The following is an 18,476-nucleotide window of genomic DNA, read 5'->3' as shown; positions in this document are numbered from 1 at the left end:
GGACACGGCGTCAGATCAGTTGCCGCTCCTGCAGGGAAACGCCTTGCCGAGACCGAGCGACACCGCGGTGCTCGCGTTGTAGTCGGCCAGCTTCGGATTTTCCGCGATGTACTTGCGCACCGCGTCCGTCATCTGTTGCGCCCGGATGTCGGGCGGCAGACAGAAGTACTGACCGACGCGCGGCCCCGTGGTGCCGCCGATCGCATCGATCGTGTTGTAGACGCCGTCGGCGGCGCCTTCGATATAGGCCGCGCACGACGCCCGCGACTTGACGTCCGTCTTCGCGCACAGCCGGTCGAGATCCGCGCCCGTGAAAGCCGCCGCCGACAACGGCACGGCAAACGCCGCGGCACAAAACATTGCGCGCAACATGGTGTTCCTTATGTCAATGCGGCCGGAGACCGCCTGCTGCGTTGGCCGGTGCGGCGCCGGATGCCCGCCGGCTCCGGCCGGAAGCCGGCCGGGCGGACAGCCGTCGCCGCACCAAAAACCGTTATTTTGCACTCTTTTGAGCATCTGCCGGCGCCCCCGCACCGATACGCGTCGTCCGCTTGCTCAGGATCCCGATCGCGTCCGGCGCGTTGTAGTGCTTCGCGAACTCGAGCGCGGTGATGCCGAGCTGGTTCTTCACCTGCGGATCGGCGCCCTGGTCGAGCAGCAGCGTGACCGTCGACGCATGGTTGCCGCGCGCGGCCATCATCAGCGGCGTCGTGCCGTTCGGCGATGCGGTGTCGATGTACGCGTCATGGTCGAGCAGCACCTTGACGACCGCGTCCTGGCCGTTGGTCGCCGCGTAGTGCAGCGGCGCCCAGCCCTTCTTGCCGACTTCCGCGCCCTTGTCGATCAGCAGCTTGACGAGATCGAGGTCGCCGTTCAGCGACGCGAGCATCAGCGCGTTTTCGCCGGCCTTGTCTTCCTTCTCGAGATCGACGTTCGGCGTCGTGGCGATCGCCGCCGCGACCTTGTCGGACTTCTCGCGCGCGGCGATCACGAGGATCGGGTCGCCATTCGGCGCGAGCGTGTTCGGATCGAGCTTGCCGCTCTTGAGCTGCTTGCCGATATCGGCGATGTCGTCGAACTTGACGGCCTTGACGATCGCGTCGAGCGACTCGGCATGCGCGCCGGCGGCGGCGAACAGCCCGCTCGCGACGAATGCGGCCGCAACGAGTGCGCGTTTGGGCAAATGGTTGGTCGGCTTCGTCATTGTTGTGGGCTCCTTCCCTGGGTTGTCGGCTGCGCGCACGTCGTTAGCGAGCGATCTTGAACAGCCGGAAAAAGTTCTGCGTCGTCGCATCGGCGAGCGCCTCGACGGCGATCCCGCGTTCGGATGCGATAAAGCGTCCGACATGGCTGACGTACGCAGGTTCATTCGGCTTGCCGCGATACGGCACCGGCGCGAGGTACGGCGAGTCGGTCTCGATCAGCAGCCGGTCGAGCGGCACGCGCCGCGCGACGTCCTGCACGTCGGTCGCGCTCTTGAACGTGACGATACCCGACAGCGAGATATGGAAGTTCTGCGCGAGCGCCTGCTCGGCGACCGGCCACGGCTCGGTGAAGCAGTGCATCACGCCGCCCGGCACGTCCGCGCGCTCCTCGGCCATGATCCGCAGCGTGTCCTCCGACGACGCGCGCGTGTGGATGATCAGCGGCTTCATCGTCGCGGTCGCCGCGCGGATGTGCGTGCGAAAGCGTTCGCGCTGCCATTCCATGTCGGCGATCGAGCGGCCTTCGAGGCGGTAGTAATCGAGGCCGGTTTCGCCGATCGCGACGACCTTCGGGTGCGCGGCCAGCTCGACGAGCTCGGCGAGCGTCGGCTCGCGCATCTCCTCGTGATCGGGATGCACGCCGACCGATGCGTACACGTTGTCGTGCGCTTCGGCGATCGCGAGCACGTCGGGCAGCGTCTCGAAATCGACCGAGACGCACAGCGCGTGCGTGACGTCGTGCTCGCGCATGTTCTCGAGAACGGCCGGCAGACGGTCGGCCAGGCCCTTGAAATTGATGTGGCAGTGAGAGTCGACGAACATCGTGTTTCCTGAATACGTGAGACGGGCGCTCATGCGCCCGCCGGCATGCGGCACCGGGCGGCGTGGGCGGGCCGGCCGGCCACGGTCGCGCCCCCGCGTGATCCGTTCATCGTTTCGCAACTCATCGGAAGCAATGCCGGATCAAGCAAACATTTCCCGATATCCGAGAAACAATTCCTCGAATACGAGCCGCGCGTTGAGCGGATGGTTCTCGACCGTCCGCTGCCGCGTCACGGCTTTCATGAAGCGCGCGAAGGCGTTCGCGTCGACTGCTTCCGCGCAGCGCGCAAGGGCCGCCGCGTGCATCGGGAAGTAGCGCGGCGCACCGGCCATCCGCTGGGCGAGCAGATCGTACAGCCAGCGCTGCAACCAGCCGAGCACCAGCGGCACCGGCAGCTTCTGCAGCGTCTCGCCGCATGCGAACGGATCGCAGCCCGCACCGGCGGCCAGTTGCCCCAGCGTGTAGTCGCGCAGCGGGCGGTTCTCGTCGCTCGCGAGCGCCAACGCGGCGAGCGGCGCGCCGCCGGCTTCGGCGAGCAGCGCGCTGGCGTGATCGACACCCTGCGCGGCGAGCCACGCGGCGGCGGCCTCCGGCGCCGGCACGCTCATCGGCCACTGGCGGCAGCGGCTGATGATCGTCGGCAACAAGCGGTCGATGCGCGCCGACACGAGCAGGAACACGACGCCGGCCGGCGGCTCCTCCAGCGTTTTCAGCAGCGCGTTCGACGCGGCGACGTTGAGCGCCTCGGCCGGATACAGCACGACGACGCGCGCGCCGCCGCGGTGCGAACCCACCCCGCAGAAGTCGAGCAGCGCGCGCACCTGCTCGATCTTGATTTCCTTGCTCGGCGCGCGCGTCTTCTTGCCGCCTTCGTCCGCATCGGCCGGCTTCGCGTCGTCCGCCGCACCCGGCGCCTCGCCCGCTAGCGCCTCGGGCAGCACGATCCGGTAGTCCGGATGGTTGCCCTGCGAGAACCAGTTGCAGGCCGCGCAGGCGCCGCACGGTTCGCCGTTCGGCTGCGGCGATTCGCACAGGAAGCCCTGCGCGAGATGCTGCGCGAACTGCAGCTTGCCGATCCCGGCCTGACCGTGCAGCAGCAGCGCATGCGGCCATTGCGCGCGCAGTTGCTGCAGGCGGTTCCAGTCGTCGGTTTGCCACGGATAGATCATGGGGTGCGTTCCTTGCGGGTTACAGCGCGGCGAGCACGCGTTCGAGCTGCTGGCGGATCTCGGGAATCGATCGCGTCGCGTCGACGATCGCGAAGCGGTGCGGCGCCTCTTCCGCGCGCCGCAGATATTCGGCCCGCGTGCGGGTGAAGAACGCGTCGGACTCGCTTTCGAACTTGTCGGGCATGCGCGCGGCGCCGCGACGCTCGCTCGCGACCTGCGGCGCGACGTCGAACAACACCGTGAGGTCGGGCTGGAAACCGCCCTGCACCCAGCGCTCGAGCGTCTCGAGCTTGTCGCGCGGCAGCCCGCGCCCGCCGCCCTGGTACGCGAAGGTCGCGTCGGTGAAGCGATCCGACACGACCCAGTCGCCGCGCGCGAGCGCCGGCTCGATCACGAGCGCGAGATGCTCGCGACGCGCGGCGAACATCAACAGCGCTTCCGTCTCGAGATCCATCGGCTGGTTCAGCAGGATCTCGCGCAGTTTCTCGCCGAGCTGCGTGCCGCCCGGCTCGCGGGTGACGACGACCTGCCGGCCGGCCGCGGCCAGCCGGCCCTGGAGGCGTTCGCAGAACCATGACAGGTGGGTGGTCTTCCCCGCCCCGTCGATGCCTTCGAACGTGATGAATTTACCGCTCGCCATTATTGACCTCGTATGTACTTGTCCACGGCCTTGTTGTGGTCGCCGAGCGTGTCCGAGAACACGCTCGTGCCGTCGCCCTTCGCGACGAAATAGAGCGCGCTCGTCGGAGCCGGATTGATCGCCGCCTGCAGCGCGGCGACACCCGGCAACGCGATCGGCGTGGGCGGCAGCCCGCGTCGGGTGTAGGTATTGTAAGGAGTGTCGGCCTGCAGGTCGCGCTTGCGCAGACGGCCGTCGTACGCGTCGCCGAGCCCGTAGATCACCGACGGATCGGTCTGCAGCGGCATGCCGATCCGCAGCCGGTTCGCGAACACGGCCGCGACGAACGCGCGGTCGGCCGCGTGGCCGGTTTCCTTCTCGATGATCGACGCGATCGTCAGCATTTCGTAAGGCGTCTTGTACGGCAGCCCCGGCGTGCGCGCGGCCCATGCCTCGTCGATGCGCGTCTGCATCAGCCGGTAGGCGCGCCGATAGATGTTCAGGTCGCTCGTGCCCTTGTCGAACAGGTAGGTATCGGGAAAGAACAGCCCCTCGCCGCTGCCGCGCTGCACCGCGCCGTCCGATGCGCCGATCGCGCGCAGCAGCTCGGCGTCGCTCATGCCGGCCGTCGAATGCGCCAGATCGGGGTTCGCGTCGAGTTCCGCGCGCATCCGCTTGAAGGTCCAGCCCTCGATGACCGTCGCGACGTACTCGTTCACGTCGCCGCGCGCGATCTTCTGCAGCACGTCATAAGGCGTGATGCCGGTCTTGAATTCGTAGTTGCCCGATTTGAGCCGGCTCGACAGCCCGAGCACGCGCGTCATCGCGACGAAGGCGAGCGGCTCGACCGGCACGCCGCCGCGCTTGAGCTGCAATGCGACGCTCTTCACGCTGCTGCGCGGCTTGATCGTGACGTCGAGCGATGCCGAGCCCAGCAACAGCGGCCGGGTCGCCCAGTAATACCCGCCGCCCGCGCCGGCAGCGGCCACAACGACGGCCAGCGCCACGATCGTCGCGGCGCATTTCTTCAGTAGGGACATGGAAACGTGACTCAGGTAAGACCCATATAATACTTGCTCGCCTCCGTCAAAGTCAGGGTTGACTGTTCCCTCATTCCATGAGCACACCGTTCGCTTCACCGGCTGCCCAGGCCGCATCTGCCTCGCTCCCCGTTTTCCCCCGCCCGTCCGCCGCCGATTTCGAAGCGCCGGGCGCCTGCATGCCGCTGCCGCAGTTCGGTGTGATCGACGTGGCCGGCGACGACGCCGCGACGTTCCTGCACAGCCAGCTCACCAACGACATCGAGCATCTCGACGCCGGCAGCGCCCGGCTGTCCGGGTACTGCTCGCCGAAAGGCCGCTTGCTCGCGTCGTTCCTCGCGTGGCGGGCCGGCCACGGCGTGCGCCTGCTCGTGTCGAAAGACGTGCAGCCGGCCGCGCAGAAGCGGCTGTCGATGTTCGTGCTGCGCGCGAAGGCGAAGCTGACGGACGCGAGCGACACGCTCGCGGTGGCCGGCTTCGTCGGCGACGTGCGCGAGGCGCTGTCGGGCATCTTCGATGCGCTGCCCGACGGCGTGCACGTGAAGGTCGACGGCCCGGCCGGCGCATTGATCCGCGTGCCCGATGCGGCCGGCCGCAAGCGCTATTTGTGGATCGGCCCGCGCGCCGAAGTCGACGCGCGCGTCGCCGCGCTGGCCGGCACGCTGCCCATCGTGTCGCCCGCCGTATGGGACTGGCTCGACGTTCGCGCGGGCGAGCCGCGCATCACGCAGCCGGCCGTCGAACAGTTCGTCCCGCAGATGGTCAACTTCGACGTGATCGGTGCCGTTAACTTCAGGAAAGGGTGCTACCCGGGCCAGGAAGTGGTGGCGCGCAGCCAGTACCGCGGCACGATCAAGCGCCGCACCGCGCTCGCGCACGTCGCCGGCGACACCGATACCGTGCATGCCGGCGTCGAGCTGTTCCATAGCGACGACCCGGGCCAGCCGTGCGGGATGATCGTCAATGCGGCGGCCGCGCCGGCCGGCGGCGTCGACGCGCTGGTCGAGATCAAGCTCGCCGCGCTCGACGGCGGCACGGTGCACCTCGGTTCGGCCGACGGCCCGGCGCTCGCGTTCGATGCGCTGCCGTACGCGTGGCCGACCGAAGCCTGATGCACTGACAACCCGTTCGCGCGCCGGCTCGCGAGTCGCAGCCGGCGCGCGACGTTTCCTGCGAGAGATTCGCCCGATGTGTCTGATTGCCTTCGACTGGCAGCCCGATTCCGCCGCCGGTCCCGTGTTTACCCTCGCCGCCAATCGCGACGAGTTCTTTCGCCGGACCAGCGCGCCGCTCTCGTGGTGGGAGGACGTGCCGGGCGTACTGGCCGGCCGCGATCTCGAAGCGGGCGGCACGTGGCTCGGCGTATCGCGCGACGGCCGCTTCGCCGCGCTGACCAACTACCGCGCGCCGTTCGACATCCGCGCGGGCGCGCCGACCCGCGGCAAGCTGGTATCCGACTTTCTCGGCGGCCCGTCCGCCGCACCGCTCGACTATCTCGCGCAGCTTGCCGAGCACGCGGCCGTGTACAACGGCTTCAACCTGCTCGTCGGCGACTGGCGCCGGCGCGAACTCGCATGGTTCTGCAACCGCGCGCCCGAGGGCGAAAGCCGTGTCGCCGCGCCCGTCGCGATCGCGCCGGGCGTGCATGCGCTGTCGAATGCGCGGCTCGACACGCCCTGGCCGAAAGTGGTGCGCAAGCGCGCGGAACTCGGCACGCTGCTCACCGACAATCCGACCCCGTCGCTCGACGAACTGATCGCGCTGATGCGCGACCCGCACGTCGCGGACGACGACGCCCTGCCGCACACGGGCATTCCGATCGAGCGCGAACGTGCGCTGTCGGCCGCGTTCATCGAGACACCCGAATACGGCACGCGCGGCACCACGGCGCTGCGCGTCACGATGAAGGAAGGCGTGCGGCTGACGGTCGAGATCAAGGAGCGCAGCGACGACGACGGCTCGCACCGGACCGCCCGCCCGGGCGCGTTCGAGCGCGCGTTCACGTTCGATATCGACGCGACGCGGCCGCGCTGAACGCACGCATTGCGCGCTACGGCGCGCGTGCCATCTCGACGTGCGGCACGCCGGCTTCGACGAACGGTTCGCCGACCGCCGCGAAGCCGTGCCGCAGATAGAACGACACCGCCGAATCCTGCGCGTACAGCCGCACGACCGCTTCGCCGCGGCGCCGTGCGGCGTCCAGCAGCGCATTCAGCACGGCCGACCCGACACCCTGCCCGCGCACGTCGGCCAGCACCGCGACGCGGCCGATCGTGCCGGACGGCAGCAATCGCCCCGTCGCGACCGCGCGGCGCACGCCGGTCGCCGCGTCGGTCCGGTACGCGACCGCATGCAGCGACAGCGGATCGTCGTCGTCGAGTTCCCATTCCGGCGGAATCTGCTGCTCGCGCACGAACACCGCGTCGCGAATCCGCGCAGCGTCGCCGCCCAGTACCGTCCAGTCGCCCGTTTCCACCACGCCCACGCCGTTCGTCATCGCAGCTCTCCCGCGGCATGCGCGCCTTCACGCGCTCGCCGTCAAACTTCGTCGAATGCAGCCTTCAGCGCCGCGACCGCATCGGCATGCGCGGCCCGCACTTCCGGCACGTAGCCGCCCATCTTGAAGAATTCGTGGATCATCCCCGGATAGCGGACCAGCGTGACCGCGTTGCCGGCCGCGCGCAACTTGTCCGCGTACGCGGCGCCCTCGTCGCTCAGCGGATCGAATTCGGCCGTCGCGATCCATGCCGGCGCGACACCCGCGAACGACGGCGCATCGCGCGTGCCGTCGAGCGGCGCGAAACGCCAGCCGTCGCGGTCCGCCCGATCGCGCACGTATTGCGCGAAGAACCACTGGATCGTGTCCTGCGTCAGCAGGTAGCCGTTCGCGAGCCGTGCGTGCGATTCGGTGTCCTGGTGGCCCGTCACGCCCGGATAGATCAGCAGTTGCAGCGCAAGGCGAATGCCCGCGTCGCGCGCGAGCACCGCGCACACCGTCGCGAGCGTCCCGCCCGCACTGTCGCCGCCGACCGCCAGCCGCGCGGCGTCGATGCCGAATGTGGCGGCCTCGCGATGCAGCCACTGCAATGCGTCGTCCGCGTCGTTCACCGCGGTCGGAAACCTGTGTTCGGGCGCGAGCCGGTAGCCGACCGACAGGACCGCGCATCGCGCATCGTGCGCGAACATCCGGCACAGCGCATCGTGCGTGTCGACGCTGCCGACCGTGAAGCCGCCGCCGTGGTAGTACACGAGCGCGGGCAGCGGCTCGGCCAGGCTCGGCTCGACCGGCAGATACAGCCGCGCACCGATCGTGCGGCCGTCCCGCGTCGGCACGGCGCATTCCTCCACCGCATGCATCGGCGCCGGTGCGACGTCGAGGATCGGCGCGCTCTTCTCGTATGCGGCGCGCGCCTGCTGCGGCGTCTGGTGGTGGTACGACGGGCGTTTCGCGCGCTCGATCATGTCGAGCACCTGGGCGATCTTCGGATTCAGCGGCATCGGTATGGACGGCGCCGGCGTGGCGCCGTGAACGGACAAGCGTGACATGATGCCACGCGCGCGCCCGGCGGGCGCGGCGCGCGGTGTGCCGGCCAGCCCGTGCTCCAAAACGAGACGGCCCTGCCTCATCGAAGAGACAGGGCCGTGCGTGACGGATGCTTACGCGTCGCTCGGGCCGGGCTGGGCGTCCGGCGCGGTGCGCGAGCGTTGCCGCTTGATGTCGCGGCCGACCGCGAGCCGCCGCATGTACTTGAACGTACCGAGCGCCTTCGCGACGAAATTGCCGTCGCTGTCGCGCACTTCGCCTTCGCAGTAGGCCATCGTCGTCGAGCGGTGCATCACGCGCCCGTAAGCGCGCAGCTCGCCGCGGCCCGGCTGCATGAAGTTCACCTTCATCTCGACCGTGACGACGCCGACGCCGTCGTCGGTCAGGCTGCGCGCCGCCATCGCGAGCGCGATATCGGCGAGCGTCATCGTCACGCCGCCGTGCGCGATGCTCCACGTGTTCATGTGGCGCTCCTCGAGCGGCAGCACGATCTCGCTCGCGCCATCCTTCGCGGACACGAGCTGCACGCCGAGCAGATCGACGAACGGGCTTTCGATCGACGGGCCTTCCGTCGGGGTTGCCGCGTCGCTCATCGTGCGTTGTCGACGATGTAGTCGACGCACTCGCGCGATTCGGCCACCGCGACGACGAATTTCTTCACTTCCTGGTGGACCGGATGCACCTGGTATGCGTCGAGCGCGGCCTTGTCGGCGAAATCGGAGACGAGCACGATGTCGGCGGTCGCGTCGAGGCCCGGCGTCGCCACGCCGACGTCGATCTGCAGGGTACCCGGCACGAGGTCGCGGCAGCCTTCGAGCTTTTCCTTCAGCTTCAGCGCGTTCTGCGCACGCGTCGCGCCTTCCGCCGATTCCTTCAACTTCCACATGACGATATGTCTGATCACTTCGTTCGCTCCTGTTCGTGTTGGTTCGGCGCTTCGCCTGCAACCGTTGCCAGTCGGGCGCTGTCGGCCCTTCCCACCGTTCGCTCGCATTCGCTCGAAGTCGCGCTCGGCCGAGAAAAAGCGGGTATCGCCTGCAATCTTCGAGGGCGGCCCCCGCGTCTCATCGTGCCACTTGCCGACGTCGAGATCCGACGAGCAAACACAGGCGACAAGCCTACCAAACTTACGGGCGCCAATGGCGCCGTATCTCGGGGTTCAGTCATCCGGCGCCAAGCGCTGGCGCTGCCGATACGGGATTGCCGGGAAGGAGCGTTTATTCGCGATCGGCGAATATCCGCCGTTGGTTTCCAGGACGGCCGATACAAATCCCGCATCCTTCTCGCGCCATTCGTAACCGCGCGATAACCCGCAAACGACAATATTCCCGCGCACCGACAGACGCCCAACCCGCGTCAGGCGACGGGGTTATCGTCCCCGACGACCACGCCGAGGAGCACATCGATTGCAGCACGCCCGGCGGCTTCAGCGATGAGATAAGCCCACCGGCGCGTATAGGGGCCGTTGTGCAGCGAAATCTTGCCGCCGCGCCCACCCACGACACGAAGATTGTCCGCGCCCTTGATCTGAAACGTGACGTCGTAGAGATCCGCAGCGGCCGGCGTGAGTTCGACATGGATTTCGAATCCGCGGTACACGATCATCCGATACATGGGACGCTCCGTTGAGGGTCAGAGGGCAGCCGGTAACCGGAGCGGGAGTTCGCTAACCGCTGCGAACCCGTGCGCAACCCGCCTCGCGGCACGCGAGACAATGCGCAAGCACATCGACGTTGATTTGCACGACCGATACCGGTCTGGAAGAACCCCGGCGCCAGGCTCGTCACTTCGCGCCGAGATGCGTCCCGCCGATGTCCACCCGGATCGTTTTTTCCACAAAAAACGACGGTGAAACAGGCCAGCAGCGACGACGCCGGTCGATTGCCCGCGTACGCCCGCAGCGCGTTCACATGTCGACGACCGAAGCGCCGCTCACCTTCCCGTCGACGATGTCCTTTCCCTGCTGCCCGGCAGCGCGCCTCGCCACGCCGAAATCGGAGAATGCCTCGGGCTGGTTTAGCCGAAAAACGCGACCTTCCGGAGAGCTGGCCATCGATGCCGGACGACAGATTCGCACCGCGACGTCATACCCTTCGGCGTAACGGGAATGTCGGTCAAAGCGATCGAACGTGCGGGAGAAGACAAGAGGATGAAGTTCGTACCCCTTGTAGAGAAAAAACGGGTATGCCGGCATGTTGGTCACTCCACAGGGGGGAGGCCCACTATACATGGGAACAGGCAGCGCAGGGCGACGCAGATTTCTCCGCCTTGCACTTGCCGAAGGCGCTCTCGCGCGCATCGCGATCGCCCGGTCTGCAAGCGGATCGCTGCCTGCACGTGACGACGGATATCAGCCGGCGAAGCCGGCACCTGCACGGCCCGAACCAGCGCCGTTTTTTCCGCTGCGTTCGCCTCTCGAGCGGCGCGCCCTGTCTGTTCGTAGTCTTTAAAAATGGGCGATCACGAACGACGGCATCGGATACGAGTACGTCGCGTCGCAGCCGAAATAAAACCGTTGCGTCATCGGCGATGCGCGTATGATGGTCTCATCCGAGCCCCATTTGCAGATTGACGGCTCGCCCCTCTCCCCGGTTTCGTGTCGCCCCTGCTTGCGCACAACCTTCCCTCCTCTTGCGACACCCGTCGTGCGGCAACGCCCCAGTTCGCAATCGGCTCCTGCGCCGTGAACTCGAGTGTTCTAGCGGGCAGCCCGTCAAGAGGCAAAACGCAATCAAAAGGCGGCAAACATGAACGGGTACTGTGATGCGGAACGCGAACTGGTACATATCAGGCGAGCGATCGGCCTGCTTGAGCAGGCACGGCATGCGTTCGTCAACAGATCGTCGGTCAGCGATCCAGCGTATTGGCGCATCAGGCTCAACAAACTTCGCACGCAGTCCGAGCGAAACAGGATCCTCGAACTTCAGGTGGACGAGCTTTTGGGGCGCCTCGGACGAATCCAGGATTCGCGCCCCCGCAAGTAGGCGCCTCGTTTCGCACCCTTTTCCCGTGCACGCGTAATCCGGGAGGCCGTTCGAGCGAATCGGATTCAAACTTCGGAGCAACATCATGATCGACACCAATCCACGCAACACGTTTCGGCACCTTCCACTTTCGCCCGAGCAAGACGCGGAAATCCGGCACTACATCAAGAAGAAAGAGCAAAGGGGGGAACAATGGGACACCCCGGAACTGGCGATGATGCTTGAAGACATGCTTTCCCCGCCGCCCAGCGACGACGACGAGGAGCCCGAGCCTGGCGTCGAGGAAACGAAGCTCGCCTGCGAGTATGCGCTGGCATCGATCGACGAAGCCATGGAATCCGGTTCCGCAAGCGAAGAACGACTCGCGATCGTGGAAGCCGAGGAAATGAAGCACCCCAGGCGATAAGGCCTTGCCCGCGTCCCCGTGTGATGTCCGCGACCTGACGATCGCTCGAGGCCGCCGTCCCGGATACCTTCGGAAGCAGGTCCGATAGCGACCTTCTCGTACAGGGCGAGCATGCAGGCAACAGCAGCCAGCACCCGAGGCGATGGCTCAATGATCGGCTCGCATGGGCCGACAGCGATTCTCGACGATGACAACGTCTGGAGAAGAAAATGCTCTTCAATTCGACACGGTTCCGGATCGATCCGACACCACGCAGGGCCGATCGGCAGTACGTCGCACACGTGAGGATTACCACGATACTCGTGGACGGAGCGGAGCGAGAAGTACACACGAGCGGCGATCTGGCGGCCTTCGAGCGTCGCGACGATGCAGTTGCGTACGCAACTAAATGGGCGGAGGGATGGCTGACGTCGCAGTTTGGTTGATCGCCGTCTCGATACTCCGTACCTCACTACGTTGCCCTGCCGGAAGGCTCCTGGCCGGACAGAAGGCTCGAAACCGCGCATCGAATGCGGTTGCCGGCAGCCCCCCGAAGCGTGCGGTGATCGCCGTAACGCTTAAAGAACCCGCAGCATTGAAACGGCCGACTCCGGACACACGCCCTGAAACTGCGGCGACGCGAGCACCGCAGACGGCACGTCCCCTCGTGCAACGCGCACGAAACCCAGACAGGCGAAATAGCTCTCCGCGGTCGTCGTGAGCAGCACCAACGACCGAACGTTGCGGGACAGGCACGCATCCACGAGCCGCGACACGATCACCCGCCCGACGCCGGCATCGCGTACGTGCGCGGCGACCGCAACGGAACGCAGCAGCGCGACGTCACCGTAATACTCGATACCCCCGCATCCGCATATCGTCGAATGCTCGATCGCAACGACGAAACGTTGCACATGGCTTGCGACGCCGTCGGCTGGCAAGGCGTTCTCGCGCAGCAATGCTTCAATCGACGGCAAGTCATCGACAGCGGCGCAACGGATCTCCATCTTCGCTCCTTCCGTCGGATGCTAGATGCTTCGCTGGTTCACACGCCGTGAAAGCGCTTCGGCGCTCTCCTTCCGTTCGCTGTACCGATCGACCAGGTACGGACCGATGTCTCTCGTCAGCAACGTAAATTTGACCAATTCTTCCATCACGTCCACGACACGATCGAAATAAGCGGATGGCTTCATCCGCCCCGCTTCGTCGAACTCCATGAACGCCTTCGCCACCGACGACTGGTTCGGGATGGTCAGCATGCGCATCCAGCGTCCGAGCACACGCATCTGGTTCACCGCGTTGAACGACTGCGAACCGCCGCTCACCTGCATCACCGCGAGCGTCTTGCCCTGCGTCGGCCGCACGGCGCCGATCGACAGCGGAATCCAGTCGACCTGCGACTTCATGATGCCCGTCATCGCGCCGTGCCGCTCCGGCGAGCACCACACCATCCCTTCCGACCACATCACGAACTCGCGCAGCTCGACGACCTTGGGATGACTGTCGGGCGCGTCATCCGGTAGCGGCAGCCCGCTCGGATTGAACACGCGGACTTCGGCGCCCATCGCCGTAAGCAAGCGTGCCGCTTCCTCGACCAGCAAGCGGCTGAACGAGCGCTCGCGCAGCGACCCATAGAGCAGCAGAATCCGGGGAGGATGAGTCGACGGCGCCGCCGGCCGCAATTGGGCGGCATCCGGCACGCGGAACAGCGCGGTGTCGAGTTGCGGTAAATCGTTCAGGTAGTCGGTCATGTGCAGATGCTCCGATGTGTTCAGGCCCGGCACTCGTACCAGCCCTTCGACCGATTGACGACACGCACGACCAGCAACATCACCGGTACCTCGATCAGCACGCCGACGACGGTCGCCAGCGCGGCGCCCGAGTGAAATCCGAACAGGCTGATCGCCGCCGCGACGGCCAGCTCGAAGAAGTTGGACGCGCCGATGAGCGCCGACGGACATGCAACGCTGTGCTTCTCGCCGACCGCGCGGTTGAGCCAGTAGGCCAGTGCCGAATTGAAGAACACCTGAATCAGGATCGGTACCGCGAGCAGCGCGATCACGAGCGGCTGCGCCAGAATCGCCGCGCCTTGAAATGCGAACAGGAGTACGAGCGTCGCGAGAAGCGCGGCGATCGACCAGGGAGCAATCCTCACCATCGCGGCATCGAATGCGGCCGCGCCCTTTGCGAGCAGGCGCTTGCGCCACAACTGCGCGAGGATCACCGGAACGACGATGTACAGCACGACCGATGTGACCAGCGTCGCCCACGGTACGGCGATCGCCGACATGCCGAGCAGCAGCCCGACCAGCGGTGCGAACGCGATCACCATGATGCTGTCGTTCAGCGCGACCTGCGACAACGTGAACAGCGGATCGCCATCCGTGAGCCGACTCCACACGAATACCATCGCCGTACACGGCGCCGCGGCAAGCAGAATCAGGCCCGCGATGTAGCTATCGAGCTGGTCCGTCGGCAACATCGGTGCGAACAGGTGGCGAATGAACAGCCAGCCCAGGAACGCCATCGAGAACGGCTTGACGAGCCAGTTCACGACGAGCGTGACGCCGATGCCTTTCACGTGCCGACGTACCTCGTGCAACGCGGCGAAGTCGACCTTGACGAGCATCGGGATGATCATCACCCAGATCAGCAGCCCGACGGGCAGATTGACCTGCGCGTATTCCATCCGGCCGATCTGCTGGAACAAACCGGGCAGCACCCGGCCGAGCGCGATACCTGCGACGATACACAGCGCGACCCAGACAGTAAGGTAGCGCTCGAAGAAATTGATGGCCGGCTTGTTGGCAGCGGCCTTGCTCGGCGGGGCAGCGTTGTACGTGGTCATTGCACGGGGTTCGGTCTCGAAGGCGTCGCGCGCCGCTCGCGTCGGCGGCGGGCCGCGGTATGGGCGATCAGTTTCGCGAGATATCGGTCAACGCGTCCTGAAACTCGGCATTGCTCATGCGCTCGAGCGGCAACGCCAGCAACTGCAGCATGCGATAGCCGATCGCCTGACGCGTCAGGTCGAAGGCAAGTCGCCTGCCTTCGTCATCCCCGACCGCATTCGACGGATCGGCGTAACCCCAATGGACCTTGACGGGGCTGCCGGGCCAGTACGGGCACGTTTCGGCTGCCGCACTATCGCACACCGTGATGACGACACGCATCTCGGGCGCCCCGTCGCCGACGAATTCGTCCCAGCTTTTACTGCGGTATCCGTCGACGTCCGCGCCGGCGTTCGTGAGCGCCTCCAGCGCGAACGGATTGAGGCGACCGCTCGGCGCACTGCCGGCGCTGTACGCCCGGACGTCCTTGCCGAGCCTCGCGGCCCAGAAATTGAGCATGCCCTCCGCCAGCACGCTGCGGGCGGAGTTGTGGGTGCAGAGAATCAGTACGTTCGTGGTCATGGGCGATGCACGCGAAGGCGCGTCAGGATTGGCCGCTACCGGGCGTGGAGCACGCCGACACCGGCGAACATGGATTGCCGCCGCAGCAGTTCTCGGTGAGGTACGCGACCAAGCCGTTCATCGTCGCGAAGTTTCCGCAATAGAACACGAAGCGGCCTTCTTGCCGGCTCGTCACGAGTTGCGCATACGCCAGTTCCTTCAAATGGAAGGACAGTGACGACGGCGGCACGTCCAGCAACGTGGCGATCTGCCCGGCGGACATGCCTTCCGGCCCGGCCTGGACGAGCGCGCGAAATACGGCGAGCCGGGACTCGTGCGCGAGCGCTGCAAGCGCGGCGATGATTTGGTTCGATTCCATATTTCTATAATAGTCGAAATATGGAACGTTGCGTAGCGTGACGCTGGAAATGTCGTCGGTCCGAGCTCGCGTCAGCTGAGTAAAACCAGTATCGAATCTCCTGTTCTTCAATGCTCCGGGCGACGATCCGCGTTCAGCGACGGTAGCCGCCCCGCCCGCCCGACCTGGCGATTCCGATGGGAGCGCACGCACAATCCTGGTCGAAGGGCAGGAACGCAGATTGCACGGCTTCGTGCCCACCGTCCCCGGGCGCGTCGGCTCCTTACCCAAATGGCCGACACAAACATGACGATTCCTCTACTGTCCGGCATCAATCGCCGGCGCGATACGGTATTGCCGACCGTTTTGTCAGCGGATATCCGAAGTGAATTAATTCGAATCCATTAAATCGCACATTTTACCGGCATGGCGGGTAATAATTGCGACCATCTTTCCAACTCAATAGTCGACGACAAAAACATTATTGACTTGGACTTTCTCGCAAATTTAGAATCGCCTACGACGGCTTACGTATCATTTTCTTCGCCGCCCCGGATTCGCCACTCACCCGCGCGAAGGGCTTTCGCATTGCCTTTCTCGCGGAGCATCGATGCGTCACCCCTTGTCGTTTTTCAGCTTCCGGCATTTATTGGCCATTCGGTTATTTGCCAACCTATTTTCTTTTCGAAGAATCGCAACATCCCGATTAATTCCCGTCATTCGCCGGAATGAATTCAAACCGGGATCAAGCGATCCAAGATCCGCCGATCAGAACATCCGGATATAAAAATCGCCATTCATCAGGAGGGACATCAACATGCATCGCCTTGCGAAGTCGCTGTGTCTCGGGCTCGTCTGCGCCGGTCTGCTGTCGGCCTGCAACGACGACGACGTCAAATCGAACAGCCCGCCGTCGAACACCGCCGCGTTGTCGTTCCGTATGGATACCGGCGGCCAGATCAACGCGTTCTACCGGCAGGACAAGGTCGCCGCGCACCTGCTCGTGCGCTCGTCGACGAAGCCGCGCCTGCTCGTGGTCTTCCCCGCCGGCAACAGCGGCACCGGGCTGTGGTTCGACGACACCGCGCAGCCGGTGAACTGGAGCCTCGACACGCCGCCGTCCGCGCTGTCGGCGCCGGACGCACACGGCCGCCCGCTGTACGGCATCGGCGCCGACGTGTCGGTCGACACCGGTACGCTGACGATCCGCCAGGGCGTGCTCAGCAACGTGCGCTTCCTGCGCGACTTCAACGGCGGCGCCACGATTCCGCAACAGATCCTCACCGCGCCGACGGTCCAGGGCAGCACCGCGCAATGGCAACGCGACCGGATCGACGGCGCGCCGGGCTATGCGCTGCGCATCACGCTGCGCGACGGCGGCAGCATCGCGCCGGCAGCGGGCGGCAAGCTCGTGCTGAGCGCGCCGGCGGGCTCGCACACGCTGAAGCTGCACATCGATGCGCTAACGGGCGAGACGCCGCTGTCGCCGATCGCGCACGCCGACCTGTTCGCCCCGTCCGTGAATCCCGACCCGGTCAGCCAGAACGTGCTCGAATTCCTGAGCTTCAACGACAAGCTGCTGGCCGGCTCGTGGCAGTACGACACGTACTTCGGCCGCGACACGCTGATCTCGGTCCGCATGCTGATGCCCGTGCTCGAACCCGCGGCGATCGAGGCCGGGCTGTCGTCGGTGCTGAGCAGGCTGTCCGCCGACGGCAAGGTCGCGCACGAGGAAGGCATCGGCGAATTCGCGCTGATCGACAACCAGAAGAACGGGCGGCCGAACGATCCGACACCGACCTACGACTACAAGATGATCGACAGCGACTACCTGCTCGCGCCGATCGCGGCCGCGTGGCTGGTCGACGATACGCGCGGCCAGGCCCGCGCGGCCGCGTATCTGGCGCAGCGCGGCAGCGACGGGCAGACCAACGGCAGCCGTCTCGTCGTCAATCTGCTGCACGTCGCGACGACCGCGCAGCCGTTCGCGCAGCAGCCGTCGGTCGCGAACCTGATCCACCTGCGGCCCGGCGAAATCGTCGGCAACTGGCGCGACAGCACCGACGGCCTCGGCGGCGGCGTCTACCCGTACGACGTGAACGCGGTGCTCGTGCCGGCCGCGCTGCGCGCGGCGAATGCGTTCCTCGCCCGTGGCCTGCTCGATCCGTACCTCGACGCGGGGCAGCGCGCGACGCTCGCCAACACGGCGAACGAAGCGGCCGTCTGGGAAACGCAGGCGCCGCCGCTGTTCCAGGTCAGCGTGCCGGCCGCGCAGGCAGCCACCGACGTGTCGGCTTATGCGCCGTCCGCCGGCGTGCCGGCCGGCGCCGCGCCCAACGCACCGCTGGCCTTCTACGCGCTGTCGCTCGACCAGCAGGGCAACCCGATTCCGGTGATGAATTCCGACGGCGGCTTCGCGCTGCTGTTCGGCACGCCGCCGGACGATCAGCTTCAGCGGATCGTCGCCGACGTCACGCGGCCGTTCCCGAGCGGGCTCGTGACCGATGCCGGGATGCTGATCGCGAACCCCGCGTATGCGAACCCGTCGCTGTGGCCGAAGTTCACGAGTTCCGCGTATCACGGCACGGTGATCTGGTCGTGGCAGCAGGCGATGTGGGTGGCCGGGCTCGATCGCCAGCTCGCGCGTCAGGACCTGTCGGCCACGACACGCACGCTGCTCACGCAGGCGCGGCAGACGATCTGGCAGGTGATCTCGAACGGGCGCGACATGCGCACCTCGGAAATGTGGACGTGGTCCTACGTGAACGGCAAATATCAGACCGACGCATTCGGCACGCGCAGCGCCGATGCGACCGAAGCCAACGCGGCGCAGCTCTGGAGTACGACGTATCTCGCGATCCGCGATCCGCAGCAGCGCGCGGGCAAGTACTGGTGGCAGGCGTCGCAGCCGATACAGGACGAACGGCCGAAGCAGGCGACCGCGGTGGCGTCGCGCTAGC

The 18,476-nt window shown here is 66.2% G+C and carries 23 protein-coding genes; 6 read left to right on the top strand and 17 right to left on the bottom strand.

The window, feature by feature from the left end; genetic code table 11:
• Positions 1–15 precede the first annotated feature (15 nt).
• From C4B30_RS27420 to mltG, 6 genes are all read right to left on the bottom strand, one after another.
• Positions 16–372 (bottom strand): Rap1a/Tai family immunity protein, encoded by a 357-nt coding sequence (locus tag C4B30_RS27420; protein ID WP_006485939.1) that lies wholly within the window; start codon positions 370–372, stop codon positions 16–18.
• A 121-nt stretch (positions 373–493) separates the two neighbouring features.
• Positions 494–1,204: an ankyrin repeat domain-containing protein gene (locus tag C4B30_RS27415; protein ID WP_027784651.1), complete on the bottom strand. Its 711-nt coding sequence runs from the start codon at positions 1,202–1,204 to the stop codon at positions 494–496.
• Positions 1,205–1,247: 43 nt separating this feature from the next.
• The gene (locus C4B30_RS27410) at positions 1,248–2,027 is read right to left on the bottom strand and encodes a TatD family hydrolase (protein WP_027784652.1); all 780 of its coding nucleotides are present in this window, start codon (positions 2,025–2,027) and stop codon (positions 1,248–1,250) included.
• A 141-nt stretch (positions 2,028–2,168) separates the two neighbouring features.
• On the bottom strand, positions 2,169–3,197 hold the full coding sequence (locus C4B30_RS27405; protein WP_027784653.1) for a DNA polymerase III subunit delta': 1,029 nt from the start codon (positions 3,195–3,197) through the stop codon (positions 2,169–2,171).
• A 19-nt stretch (positions 3,198–3,216) separates the two neighbouring features.
• Positions 3,217–3,837, bottom strand: a complete 621-nt coding sequence (gene tmk / locus C4B30_RS27400; protein ID WP_027784654.1) for a dTMP kinase — start codon at positions 3,835–3,837, stop codon at positions 3,217–3,219.
• Positions 3,837–4,856, bottom strand: coding sequence for an endolytic transglycosylase MltG (mltG, locus tag C4B30_RS27395; RefSeq protein WP_027784655.1), 1,020 nt, complete (start codon positions 4,854–4,856; stop codon positions 3,837–3,839). The genes tmk and mltG overlap by 1 nt, the downstream gene beginning before the upstream one ends.
• A gap of 77 nt (positions 4,857–4,933) precedes the next feature.
• On the opposite strand from mltG, the gene ygfZ reads away from it, so the two are divergent.
• Both ygfZ and C4B30_RS27385 read left to right on the top strand, forming a co-directional pair.
• Positions 4,934–5,968, top strand: coding sequence for a CAF17-like 4Fe-4S cluster assembly/insertion protein YgfZ (gene ygfZ / locus C4B30_RS27390; protein ID WP_027784656.1), 1,035 nt, complete (start codon positions 4,934–4,936; stop codon positions 5,966–5,968).
• A 76-nt stretch (positions 5,969–6,044) separates the two neighbouring features.
• On the top strand, positions 6,045–6,890 hold the full coding sequence (locus C4B30_RS27385) for an NRDE family protein (protein ID WP_027784657.1): 846 nt from the start codon (positions 6,045–6,047) through the stop codon (positions 6,888–6,890).
• Between the two features lie 16 nt (positions 6,891–6,906).
• Here C4B30_RS27385 and C4B30_RS27380 read toward each other — a convergent pair whose 3' ends face one another.
• The 6 genes from C4B30_RS27380 to C4B30_RS27355 all read right to left on the bottom strand — a co-directional run bounded on the left by C4B30_RS27380 (position 6,907) and on the right by C4B30_RS27355 (position 10,594).
• Positions 6,907–7,353 (bottom strand): GNAT family N-acetyltransferase, encoded by a 447-nt coding sequence (locus tag C4B30_RS27380; protein ID WP_027784658.1) that lies wholly within the window; start codon positions 7,351–7,353, stop codon positions 6,907–6,909.
• Positions 7,354–7,394: 41 nt separating this feature from the next.
• Entirely contained in the window at positions 7,395–8,354 is a 960-nt protein-coding gene (locus tag C4B30_RS27375) for an alpha/beta hydrolase (RefSeq protein ID WP_027784659.1), read from the bottom strand.
• Positions 8,355–8,513: 159 nt separating this feature from the next.
• A complete protein-coding gene (locus C4B30_RS27370; protein WP_006483907.1) occupies positions 8,514–8,993 on the bottom strand; it encodes a PaaI family thioesterase in 480 nt (159 codons plus the stop codon).
• Entirely contained in the window at positions 8,990–9,304 is a 315-nt protein-coding gene (locus tag C4B30_RS27365) for a Dabb family protein (RefSeq protein WP_006483902.1), read from the bottom strand. Before C4B30_RS27365 ends, C4B30_RS27370 begins: the two co-directional genes overlap by 4 nt.
• A gap of 452 nt (positions 9,305–9,756) precedes the next feature.
• Positions 9,757–10,014 carry a hypothetical protein gene (locus tag C4B30_RS27360; RefSeq protein ID WP_027784660.1) on the bottom strand — a complete coding sequence of 86 codons (258 nt, stop codon included), beginning with the start codon at positions 10,012–10,014 and terminating at the stop codon, positions 9,757–9,759.
• Between the two features lie 292 nt (positions 10,015–10,306).
• Positions 10,307–10,594, bottom strand: a complete 288-nt coding sequence (locus C4B30_RS27355; RefSeq protein ID WP_027784661.1) for a hypothetical protein — start codon at positions 10,592–10,594, stop codon at positions 10,307–10,309.
• A 553-nt stretch (positions 10,595–11,147) separates the two neighbouring features.
• Between C4B30_RS27355 and C4B30_RS27350 the strand changes: the two genes are divergently transcribed.
• The 3 genes from C4B30_RS27350 to C4B30_RS35935 all read left to right on the top strand — a co-directional run bounded on the left by C4B30_RS27350 (position 11,148) and on the right by C4B30_RS35935 (position 12,215).
• Positions 11,148–11,384 carry a hypothetical protein gene (locus tag C4B30_RS27350; RefSeq protein WP_027784662.1) on the top strand — a complete coding sequence of 79 codons (237 nt, stop codon included), beginning with the start codon at positions 11,148–11,150 and terminating at the stop codon, positions 11,382–11,384.
• Between the two features lie 85 nt (positions 11,385–11,469).
• Positions 11,470–11,790 carry a hypothetical protein gene (locus C4B30_RS27345; protein WP_027784663.1) on the top strand — a complete coding sequence of 107 codons (321 nt, stop codon included), beginning with the start codon at positions 11,470–11,472 and terminating at the stop codon, positions 11,788–11,790.
• Positions 11,791–11,999: 209 nt separating this feature from the next.
• Positions 12,000–12,215 carry a hypothetical protein gene (locus C4B30_RS35935; protein WP_080681343.1) on the top strand — a complete coding sequence of 72 codons (216 nt, stop codon included), beginning with the start codon at positions 12,000–12,002 and terminating at the stop codon, positions 12,213–12,215.
• 132 nt (positions 12,216–12,347) lie between these two features.
• Here the strand turns inward: C4B30_RS35935 and arsN2 are convergent, their stop codons facing one another.
• The 5 genes from arsN2 to C4B30_RS27315 all read right to left on the bottom strand — a co-directional run bounded on the left by arsN2 (position 12,348) and on the right by C4B30_RS27315 (position 15,537).
• The gene (gene arsN2 / locus C4B30_RS27335; protein WP_105133175.1) at positions 12,348–12,776 is read right to left on the bottom strand and encodes an arsenic resistance N-acetyltransferase ArsN2; all 429 of its coding nucleotides are present in this window, start codon (positions 12,774–12,776) and stop codon (positions 12,348–12,350) included.
• A 21-nt stretch (positions 12,777–12,797) separates the two neighbouring features.
• The gene (arsH, locus tag C4B30_RS27330; protein ID WP_027784665.1) at positions 12,798–13,520 is read right to left on the bottom strand and encodes an arsenical resistance protein ArsH; all 723 of its coding nucleotides are present in this window, start codon (positions 13,518–13,520) and stop codon (positions 12,798–12,800) included.
• Positions 13,521–13,540: 20 nt separating this feature from the next.
• Positions 13,541–14,617 carry an ACR3 family arsenite efflux transporter gene (arsB, locus tag C4B30_RS27325; RefSeq protein WP_027784666.1) on the bottom strand — a complete coding sequence of 359 codons (1,077 nt, stop codon included), beginning with the start codon at positions 14,615–14,617 and terminating at the stop codon, positions 13,541–13,543.
• Between the two features lie 67 nt (positions 14,618–14,684).
• Positions 14,685–15,179 (bottom strand): arsenate reductase ArsC, encoded by a 495-nt coding sequence (locus tag C4B30_RS27320; RefSeq protein WP_027784667.1) that lies wholly within the window; start codon positions 15,177–15,179, stop codon positions 14,685–14,687.
• 22 nt (positions 15,180–15,201) lie between these two features.
• Positions 15,202–15,537: an ArsR/SmtB family transcription factor gene (locus C4B30_RS27315; RefSeq protein ID WP_027784668.1), complete on the bottom strand. Its 336-nt coding sequence runs from the start codon at positions 15,535–15,537 to the stop codon at positions 15,202–15,204.
• Positions 15,538–16,333: 796 nt separating this feature from the next.
• Here C4B30_RS27315 and C4B30_RS27310 point away from each other — a divergent pair.
• On the top strand, positions 16,334–18,475 hold the full coding sequence (locus C4B30_RS27310) for a hypothetical protein (RefSeq protein WP_027784669.1): 2,142 nt from the start codon (positions 16,334–16,336) through the stop codon (positions 18,473–18,475).
• Position 18,476 lies beyond the last annotated feature (1 nt).

The organism is Burkholderia sp. BE12 (assembly GCF_002959955.1).
Lineage (GTDB): Bacteria > Pseudomonadota > Gammaproteobacteria > Burkholderiales > Burkholderiaceae > Burkholderia.
This window is presented reverse-complemented; position numbering and strand designations above follow the sequence as displayed.

Coding starts and splice junctions, on each gene's coding strand:
- C4B30_RS27420 (WP_006485939.1), bottom strand. CDS start 372: ATGTTGCGCGCAATGTTTTGTGCCGCGGCGTTTGCCGTGCCGTTGTCG.
- C4B30_RS27415 (WP_027784651.1), bottom strand. CDS start 1,204: ATGACGAAGCCGACCAACCATTTGCCCAAACGCGCACTCGTTGCGGCC.
- C4B30_RS27410 (WP_027784652.1), bottom strand. CDS start 2,027: ATGTTCGTCGACTCTCACTGCCACATCAATTTCAAGGGCCTGGCCGAC.
- C4B30_RS27405 (WP_027784653.1), bottom strand. CDS start 3,197: ATGATCTATCCGTGGCAAACCGACGACTGGAACCGCCTGCAGCAACTG.
- tmk (WP_027784654.1), bottom strand. CDS start 3,837: ATGGCGAGCGGTAAATTCATCACGTTCGAAGGCATCGACGGGGCGGGG.
- mltG (WP_027784655.1), bottom strand. CDS start 4,856: ATGTCCCTACTGAAGAAATGCGCCGCGACGATCGTGGCGCTGGCCGTC.
- ygfZ (WP_027784656.1), top strand. CDS start 4,934: ATGAGCACACCGTTCGCTTCACCGGCTGCCCAGGCCGCATCTGCCTCG.
- C4B30_RS27385 (WP_027784657.1), top strand. CDS start 6,045: ATGTGTCTGATTGCCTTCGACTGGCAGCCCGATTCCGCCGCCGGTCCC.
- C4B30_RS27380 (WP_027784658.1), bottom strand. CDS start 7,353: ATGACGAACGGCGTGGGCGTGGTGGAAACGGGCGACTGGACGGTACTG.
- C4B30_RS27375 (WP_027784659.1), bottom strand. CDS start 8,354: ATGCCGCTGAATCCGAAGATCGCCCAGGTGCTCGACATGATCGAGCGC.
- C4B30_RS27370 (WP_006483907.1), bottom strand. CDS start 8,993: ATGAGCGACGCGGCAACCCCGACGGAAGGCCCGTCGATCGAAAGCCCG.
- C4B30_RS27360 (WP_027784660.1), bottom strand. CDS start 10,014: ATGTATCGGATGATCGTGTACCGCGGATTCGAAATCCATGTCGAACTC.
- C4B30_RS27355 (WP_027784661.1), bottom strand. CDS start 10,594: ATGCCGGCATACCCGTTTTTTCTCTACAAGGGGTACGAACTTCATCCT.
- C4B30_RS27350 (WP_027784662.1), top strand. CDS start 11,148: ATGAACGGGTACTGTGATGCGGAACGCGAACTGGTACATATCAGGCGA.
- C4B30_RS27345 (WP_027784663.1), top strand. CDS start 11,470: ATGATCGACACCAATCCACGCAACACGTTTCGGCACCTTCCACTTTCG.
- C4B30_RS35935 (WP_080681343.1), top strand. CDS start 12,000: ATGCTCTTCAATTCGACACGGTTCCGGATCGATCCGACACCACGCAGG.
- arsN2 (WP_105133175.1), bottom strand. CDS start 12,776: ATGGAGATCCGTTGCGCCGCTGTCGATGACTTGCCGTCGATTGAAGCA.
- arsH (WP_027784665.1), bottom strand. CDS start 13,520: ATGACCGACTACCTGAACGATTTACCGCAACTCGACACCGCGCTGTTC.
- arsB (WP_027784666.1), bottom strand. CDS start 14,617: ATGACCACGTACAACGCTGCCCCGCCGAGCAAGGCCGCTGCCAACAAG.
- C4B30_RS27320 (WP_027784667.1), bottom strand. CDS start 15,179: ATGACCACGAACGTACTGATTCTCTGCACCCACAACTCCGCCCGCAGC.
- C4B30_RS27315 (WP_027784668.1), bottom strand. CDS start 15,537: ATGGAATCGAACCAAATCATCGCCGCGCTTGCAGCGCTCGCGCACGAG.
- C4B30_RS27310 (WP_027784669.1), top strand. CDS start 16,334: ATGCATCGCCTTGCGAAGTCGCTGTGTCTCGGGCTCGTCTGCGCCGGT.